This is a genomic window from Methanooceanicella nereidis (assembly GCF_021023085.1).
GTDB lineage: Archaea > Halobacteriota > Methanocellia > Methanocellales > Methanocellaceae > Methanooceanicella > Methanooceanicella nereidis.
The window spans coordinates 420,887-428,936 of the sequence record NZ_PGCK01000001.1 but is presented as its reverse complement, the minus strand read 5'-3'; the positions used below and the strand labels follow the sequence as shown (position 1 = coordinate 428,936).

At 50.0% G+C, this 8,050-nt stretch carries 6 protein-coding genes; 1 reads left to right on the top strand and 5 read right to left on the bottom strand.

The window, feature by feature from the left end; all coding sequences use genetic code 11:
* Positions 1-383: 383 nt before the first annotated feature.
* The 5 genes from CUJ83_RS02265 to CUJ83_RS02245 are packed head-to-tail and all read right to left on the bottom strand — an operon-like array spanning position 384 to position 7,004.
* Positions 384-2,543 (bottom strand): DNA topoisomerase I, encoded by a 2,160-nt coding sequence (locus CUJ83_RS02265; RefSeq protein WP_230740161.1) that lies wholly within the window; start codon positions 2,541-2,543, stop codon positions 384-386.
* Positions 2,531-3,949, bottom strand: a complete 1,419-nt coding sequence (gene gatB / locus CUJ83_RS02260) for an Asp-tRNA(Asn)/Glu-tRNA(Gln) amidotransferase subunit GatB (RefSeq protein ID WP_230740159.1) — start codon at positions 3,947-3,949, stop codon at positions 2,531-2,533. Before gatB ends, CUJ83_RS02265 begins: the two co-directional genes overlap by 13 nt.
* Positions 3,950-5,341 carry an Asp-tRNA(Asn)/Glu-tRNA(Gln) amidotransferase subunit GatA gene (gene gatA / locus CUJ83_RS02255; RefSeq protein WP_230740158.1) on the bottom strand — a complete coding sequence of 464 codons (1,392 nt, stop codon included), beginning with the start codon at positions 5,339-5,341 and terminating at the stop codon, positions 3,950-3,952. It lies immediately after the preceding gene.
* Positions 5,342-5,344: 3 nt separating this feature from the next.
* Positions 5,345-5,629: an Asp-tRNA(Asn)/Glu-tRNA(Gln) amidotransferase subunit GatC gene (gene gatC, locus CUJ83_RS02250; RefSeq protein WP_230740156.1), complete on the bottom strand. Its 285-nt coding sequence runs from the start codon at positions 5,627-5,629 to the stop codon at positions 5,345-5,347.
* A 1-nt stretch (position 5,630) separates the two neighbouring features.
* Positions 5,631-7,004: an asparagine synthetase B family protein gene (locus CUJ83_RS02245; RefSeq protein WP_230740153.1), complete on the bottom strand. Its 1,374-nt coding sequence runs from the start codon at positions 7,002-7,004 to the stop codon at positions 5,631-5,633.
* Between the two features lie 94 nt (positions 7,005-7,098).
* Between CUJ83_RS02245 and CUJ83_RS02240 the strand changes: the two genes are divergently transcribed.
* Positions 7,099-7,794, top strand: a complete 696-nt coding sequence (locus CUJ83_RS02240; protein WP_230740150.1) for a class I SAM-dependent methyltransferase — start codon at positions 7,099-7,101, stop codon at positions 7,792-7,794.
* Positions 7,795-8,050: the final 256 nt, after the last annotated feature.

Below are 8,050 nucleotides of genomic sequence, written 5' to 3'. Positions count from 1 at the left end.
GTACACTAGCTTAACCACTAAGTACACAAGGGTAACTAAGGTACACTAGCTTAACCACTAAGTACACAAGGGTAACTAAGGTACACTAGCTTAACCACTAAGTACACAAGGGTAACTAAGGTACACTAGCTCAACCACTAAGTACACAAGAGTAACTAAGGTACACTAGCTCAACCACAAAGGACACAAAGGCTATCAGGGACACTAAGCATTTATTAAATGATATATTTAGTACTTATAAAAATCGATTGTATATCAAATATTATAAAAAAAATTGTGTTCCTTGGTTACCCTTGTGTACTTAGTGGTGAAGAATGGTGTTCCTTGGTTACCTTTGTGCAGATATTATTCTAGATGCAAAATAATAAAAAAGATACGCCGGCTTATGCGGCGCTTGCTTTTACGATCTTTTTCTTCTTTTCACCAGAAGGCTTTGGCGCTTCAGCTTTTTTCTTCGGAGCGGCAGTTTTCACTGTCTTGCTCTTTTTGCTCGGGGCTCTGGCAGTGCCGGCCTCTCCGGACTGCGCGGCGACTTTCTCCGAAGCTGTCTTCTTTTGCCATTCCTCATAGTTACACTGGGGGCATCCAAGGTCCCAGGGCTTCTTACCGCCAGTGATTATCTTTAGCATATTAATGCCGTGCTTTTCGCATATCTTATCCGTGGCGACAACATTGCCTGTCCTCGGCAGCGGCAGTACGAAGTTACACTCCGGGTAGCCGTCACAGCCTATGAACCTTCCGCCTTTCTTGCTCTTTCTGACGATGAGGTTTTCCCCGCATTCAGGACATTTTCCGATTATCTTATCCTCACGGAGTCCGTCGTAGAGCGTCTGTGTGATCTCTTTCTGGTTCCTGTCAAGCTCGTCGAAGATAGTCTCGAGCATCTCCTGCGACTCTTTGACTACCGAATCCTCGGACGTCTGGCCCTCGGCTATATTGTCCATATCCTTTTCAAGCTGGCTGGTCATATCAGGCTTGGTTATGAGGTCTGCATACTTTTCCAGCGCCTCAACCACAGCTACCGCTGTATTAGTCGGCTGGGGCGGGTTGCCGTGGACATAGTTCCTGGCGTACAGTTTTTGTATGGCTTCGTGTCTTGTCGACTTTGTGCCGAGGCCGAGGTCTTCCATGATCTTGACCAGTCTGCCCTGCCCGTACCTGGTGGGGGGCTGGGTCATCTTTTCGGTCATCTCTGTGGACTTGACTTTCAGCTCATCTCCATCTTTAAGCTCTGGAAGCTTATCCTCCCTGACCATTCCGTAATGGTAATATTCTCTCCATCCGGGTACTGTAAGCTTTGAACCGCCTGCCTTGAACCTCTCTCCGGAAATATCAACTGAGACGTTCCTTGTTTCCCACTCCGCTCCCGGCGCGAGTGTCGCAAAGAAACGCCTGACAACGAGCTCGAATACTTTCCATTCATCATCCTTAAGGTCAGACTTTTTAGCATTGGCCACAGGATAGATAGGGGGATGGTCGGTAGTCTCTTTCTTCCCGCGCGTCGGGACTATCTTGCCCTGTAAGAGCTTCGACGCATACCTGCCAAACTCTCCGCTCAGGAACTGTTTCAGGATGTCCTGAAGGTTAAGGCTCGCGGGATATACCGTGTTATCCGTACGTGGATATGAGATCCATCCGTTAACGTAAAGATTTTCGGCTATTCTCATCGCGTTGGCGGCGCTAAAGCCTATGCTGGCGGCCGCACGTATGAACTCCGTCGTTGAAAACGGTATCGGGGGGCTCTCTGTTTTAATATCCTTCTTATACTCTGTGACAGTGCCCTTCTTCCCAAGCTTCGCCATGACCGCTTCTGCCTCTTCTTTTTCGGTAAAGCGGTTTTTCTCGTGCTTTGCGATGAACTCATCACCGTTTTTCAGTGTGGCATATATCTCCCAGTAAGGGGTCGATGTGAACGACTTAATATCTCTCTCCCTATCCACTAAAAGCGCTAGAAGCGGCGTCTGGACCCGGCCGACTGATAAAAAGCTTTTACCAAGCCTGCCGCTAGTCAGGGATATATATCGCGTAAGGGCAGCACCCCAGACAAGGTCTATCTTTTGCCTGGCCTCGCCTGCGGCCGCAAGGTCGAAGTCTATGGGGACAGGGTTAGAAAAAGCTCTCTCTATCTCGGGCTTTGTTATTGCGCTGAACCTTACCCTGTCAAACTTTGCGCCCTTTTTGGCGTCCTTGATTATGTTGTGTGCCTCGACGCCTATAAGCTCTCCTTCGCGGTCAAAGTCAGTGGCTATCGTGATCCGGTCGGCTTCCTGCGCTAGTTTCTTTAAAGCCGTTACTATCTTTTTTTGCGTATGTTTCAGCTCGGTCTCCGCCCATATAAGGCCGCGCGGCGGCGTCTCCGACCAGTTATTGTATTTTGACGGAAAATCTATATTGACTATATGTCCCGAAAGACCGATGACGATCGTTCCGTCATTCTCGTATGTGTTTACCCCGTTGACCTTTTTTTCTTTTACTCCCTTTGTAAATAGTATGTTTGCGATCTTCTTTGCCGTTATGTTCTTCTCGGTCACTATAAGGTGCATTCGAGTAACTCCCTCAATAATAAGTTCACTTCCTCTGGATCTGCCCTTCCCCTCGTCTTTTTCATGACCATGCCCACCAAAAAGTTCATGGCCTGCGGTTTACCCGACCTGAGATCCTGTACGGCAGAGGCGTTCTCACTGATGACCTCAGTGACCGCCTTGCGGGTTATATCGCTTTCCACTTTTGCGAGGTTTCTGGACTTTATGATCGATGCAGGTTCCCCGCCTTCGTCCAGGAGTACCCTGATAACTTCTACAGCTCCCTTATCTGTTATTATTGCCTTCTTAAGCTGATCTATGATGAATATCATCTTTTCCGGCTCGAAAGCGTCCCTGACATCCCTGTCCCTGTAGTTGAGCTCTCCCTTGAGGTAATCCGCTACCCATGTGGCTGCCATTACGGGGTCACATTTTCCTGCGACGCACTCATAGTAGTTGGCGAGCCTTATCTCAGCGGTCAAGACTTTCGCATGGTTATCCGATATGCCATACTGGGACCTGAACCTGTCGCGCTTGGCCTCTGGCAGCTCGGGCAGCCTGGCCTTGAGCTTATTCTCCCAGTCTTTTACAGATAACGGTACGAGGTCCGCCTCCGGGAAGTATCTATATTCTTCAGCCTGTTCCTTGGAACGGAGCGTTATTGTACAGTTCCTCTCGTCGTCATAGTGGCGAGTTTCCTGGGTTACGGTCACGCCTCTGCGTTTCATGTTGCGCTGGCGGGATATCTCGAACAGGAGCGCTCTTTCGACGCCTTTGTAAGAGGAAATGTTCTTGATCTCCACTCTGGCACCGCCCTTTAACGAGACGTTGGCATCGACCCTTAAAGCGCCTTCGAGCGAGCCGTCGAAGACATCCAGGTACTCAAGAATATTCCTTAGCTTGTTTATAAAACGTCGTGCTTCTTTTGGCGAACGGAGATCGGGCTCGGTGACTACCTCGATGAGAGGCATCCCTGACCTGTTATAGTCTACCAGGACGTATTTGCTCGTCTCTATGGACCCCTGGTGCACAAGCCTTCCCGGATCTTCCTCCATATGGACTCTCTTTATCCTTACCGGGCGCTCTATGCTGTCGACGTCCACTGTCATCATCCCGTTCTCAGCGATGGGATAATCATACTGGGTTATCTGGAAGCCGCGAGGCAGGTCCGGATAATAATAATTTTTCCTGTAGAATTGCGTATGCTCCGCTATGCCGCAATTCAGGGCCAGGCCTACCATTATGGCGTATTCAACGGCCTTTTTGTTTATCACCGGTAAGGCTCCCGGAAGCCCCAGGCATACGGGGCAGGTGTGAGTGTTTGGCTCGGAGCCATGGTGCTTTGTGGAACAGCCGCAAAACAGCTTGCTGTTAAGTTTATTCAGCTGGCAGTGTATCTCCAGCCCTATGATCACGTCATCTTCCATTTAGAACCCCTCCGGAAGCTTCTGGAAATTAGTATTCGCTTCGAACGTATAGGCCGTCCTTATCAGCAACGGCTCAGCGAACAGGTCGCCTATAAGCTGCAGCCCTATCGGCAGCCTTCCTGCGAACCCGCACGGGACCGATATTGAAGGCACTCCCGCAAGGTTGATCGGCAGCGTGTTCACGTCAGCCATGTACATCGACAGAGGCTCTTCGGTCTTTTCCCCTATCTTGAACGCAGGCGTCGGCATCGTCGGCGCCGCCAGGACGTCGACATCCTTGAACGCCTTTTCAAAGTCCCGCTTAATAAGCGTCCTGACCTTTAAAGCCTTTAAGTAATATTTACCGTAATATCCTTCGGACAGCGCGTAAGTTCCCAGCATTACCCTTCTCTTTACTTCCTGGCCGAATCCTTCCGCCCTTATCCTCGAGAAGGTGCTGTGCCAGTTCTCGTCCTTGCCTGTCCTCAGCCCATACCTCAGGCCGTCGAACCTTGCAAGGTTAGACGAGGCTTCACACATGGCTATGATATAATACGCCGATAGCGCGTATTTCGTGTGCGGCAGCGAGACCTTCTTATAGTCCGCGCCAAGCTTGTTGAGCGTCATGATGCCGTCCCATACGGCTTTTTCCACGCTCGGGTTCAGGCCTTCGCCAAAGTACTCTTCCGGCACTCCAATAGTAAGGCCTTTAACGCCCTCGTTAAGATGATCAGTGTAAGTGACTTTGTCCGCTTCGCCTACGGATGTGGAATCCTTCGGGTCATGCCCCGCGATCACGTCAAGCATTAACGCCGCATCGCTCACGCTTCTCGCTATGGGGCCCACCTGCTCCAGCGAGTTGGCATACTCGACCACACCGTACCTAGAAACCAGGCCGTAGGTCGGCTTTATGCCTACGACGCCGCAGTATGATGCCGGACAGCGGACCGACCCGCCTGTGTCTGTTCCCAGCGATATGCGGCACTCCAAGCCTGCCACCGATGCTCCGCTGCCTCCCGATGAGCCTCCTGCGACCCTGTTCAGGTCCCACGGGTTTCTCGTGACGCCGTAATAGCTGTTCTCGGTAGAGGAGCCCATCGCGAACTCGTCCATGTTAGTCTTTCCTATTATGACGGCTCCCTCTTTCTTGACGCGGGCAGTGACTTCCGCGTCAAAAGGCGGGACATATCCTGTAAGTATCTTTGAGCCGCAGGTCGTCTGAATGCCCTTCGTGGTTATGCAGTCCTTGATCGCTACGGGCATTCCTGCCAGCCTTCCGGTGACCTCGCCTTTGTCCACGGCCCTGGCGGTCTCCATTGCTTCATGTTCGTTCAACGTGATATATGCGTTGATCTTGCTCTTCTTTATACGGTCGAAGACCTTCGCTATCGATTCCTCGTATTGTCCTGACATGGTCTACACGATCCTCGGCCCTTTGAAGTATCCTTTATCTGTGCGGGCGGTGTTCCGGAGGGCTTCTTCATGCGAGAGGGATTCGGTCGCCTCGTCCTCCCTGAATACGTTATTAAGCCCTATGACATGGTAAGTGGGCTCGACATTCTCAGTATTCACCCCGTCGAGCTCTTTAAAATAATCCAGTATCGAGTTAAACTGCTTCTCGAACAACTCCTTTTCTTTCTCGCTTATGTCGATGCATGCGAGCTTTGATATATGCTCCACGTCTTTTGCGGTTATTACCATTTTAGAACACAACCTCATACAATGATCTGAAATAACCTGCAAGGTCGCCTTTAAAGCCGTTATCCCTTGCCAGCCTTGCCAGCACTTTCTGCACGCTCGTGCCGTACTGTATTGCCTTCTTCGGCGCTATAGATATTTCGTGCGGGAGATATCTTTCTGCCATTTTTCTAAGGATATATTTGCGTATATAACCCTTACCATCAAAATATACTTTCAGGGAAGCGTCGATTTTCTGTGATACCCCAATAACGTTGAGATCAAGATACGGGACCCTTAATTCGACGCCATGTGCCATGGTCGCCGCATCGTCCCTTTCAAGGTTTGCCTCTGCTATATGCCGGAGATCATGCCCAAGCATATCCGCAAGACGCCCTTCCTCCTGCGCGATCTCATATCTGGCATATCCGCCGAACAGCTCGTCGGCTCCCTGTCCGGAAAGCATCACCCGGAAACCAGAACGCCTGACCTCCCTTGCCAGGTAGAATATGGGCAATGCGATAGATACTTTCACGGGCTCATGGCTTTCTATGGCATAAATGACATCGGGTAATATTCCCTCAACATCCTTTTCTTCCATCTCATACACTATGTGCCTGTTTTCGGCATCCATCATCCTGGCGGCATTCGTCGCGGCCTTAATGTCGTAAGAGCATTTTAGCCCTACAGTACAGAGCGGAGTATCTTGCGCCATCGCTCCTATCAGCGAGCAGTCGACACCGCCGGAGAACGCTATGGCCGCGTCAGGATGGACCCTTAGTTTTACAGCCTTTGCAAGAGCGGTTTCGAGCATCTCTACGGCTTTTGATGTATCCTTGACCTCAGGGTCCGGTCCCGGAAGCGAGATAGCGGTCTTTTCCATGCCATTATAATATACTGACCCCGGCGTCAGCCTCTTTATATCTAAAATACCGGCCTTCATCAGCGCTTTACGTTCAGAGGCGAACCCGAAACCATCCTGAGAAATGCCATAGTATAACGGCTTAATGCCTACCGGGTCCCTTGCCAGTATCATGCCTGAGCTATCTACGGCAGCAAATGCGTACTCACCGTTTATCGATGACGCGTATTTTAAAAACCCCCCGACACCATCCTTTAGTATGCCGGAGGAGAGGGCTGCGGTATCCGACGTGCCAGGAAGAAACTCGCCAAAATTATAGATCTCCCCGTTATAGACTATCGCTTTACCGTCTTGCGTCACGGGCTGGCTCATATCGCCGGTGATCTTTAGATGGGCATGGCCCAGGGCAACGTCTTCGCTACCTATCATCCCCTCCCAGTATCCTGTGCCGTCCGGACCCCTGTGGCGGATGGATTCTATCATCCCGCGCGTCCTACGGCCGGCGTCCTTACCGATAAAGCCCGCGATGCCGCACATAATAGACTGCAATTACAGGTATGCCGATAAATACCTTTCTTTTAAATAGTTTTCAAAATAACTTATCTGTTGAGGATATTGGTCAAGGGGTATCATGTCATCTATCGATCCAGGAATCAGCCGTGTCTCGCGGCCAAAAAAGGATGCCATTAAAAGCTATGACCTGATGAGCGGATTGTACGATGCGCTTGCCGGCAGTAGCGAGAAAAAATTCCGGGACGCTGGATTAAATAAATTGGGCGTTAAAGACGGAGATTCTATACTCGAGATCGGCCCCGGGACCGGGCAAAGCCTAATTTCAATGGCAACATCGGCCGGCGAAAACGGAAAGGTTTACGGACTCGATATATCCGGCGCGATGTGCAGGAAGTCAAGAGAAAGGGCTAAAAATTCAGGGGTGATGCAACGGGTTACTCTGACCCGTGGAGACGCGTCCAGGCTTCCATACAAAGACGGCTCCTTTGACGCGATATTCATGAGCTTCGTGCTCGAGCTGTTCGATACGCCTGATATCCCCGTGATGTTGCAAGAATGCAAAAGAGTCCTTCGCGCCGGCGGCAGAATATGTGTTGTGGGAACGTCAAAAGGGGATAAGGATAACCTTGCTTTAAAGTTGTATGAGGCTGCTCACCGGTTACTGCCTGCATATGTGGATTGCAGGCCTATCTACGTTGAACGTTCTTTAAGGGCTGCCGGGTTTCAGGTCACTGATATGACAATGATGTCAATGTTCGGATTGCCTGTGGAGGTCGTGCTGGCAATGTCTGAAAATGCAGCCGGGCCTGTTTAAATCAATCATTTTGATTGTGATGATTATATTTTGATAGCCACGAGGGTTACTAAGGTTCACTAGTTTTACCACTAAGGACACGAGGGTTACTAAGGTTCACTAGTTTTACCACTAAGGACACGAGGGTTACTAAGGTTCACTAGCTTAACCACAAAGTACTCCAGGGCAATTAAGGTACACAAAGGACTTTTTTATAAGCAGCTGTGTATATTTTTCAATATTTTATAATCTATACTTGTGTAATTGTCATTATAAT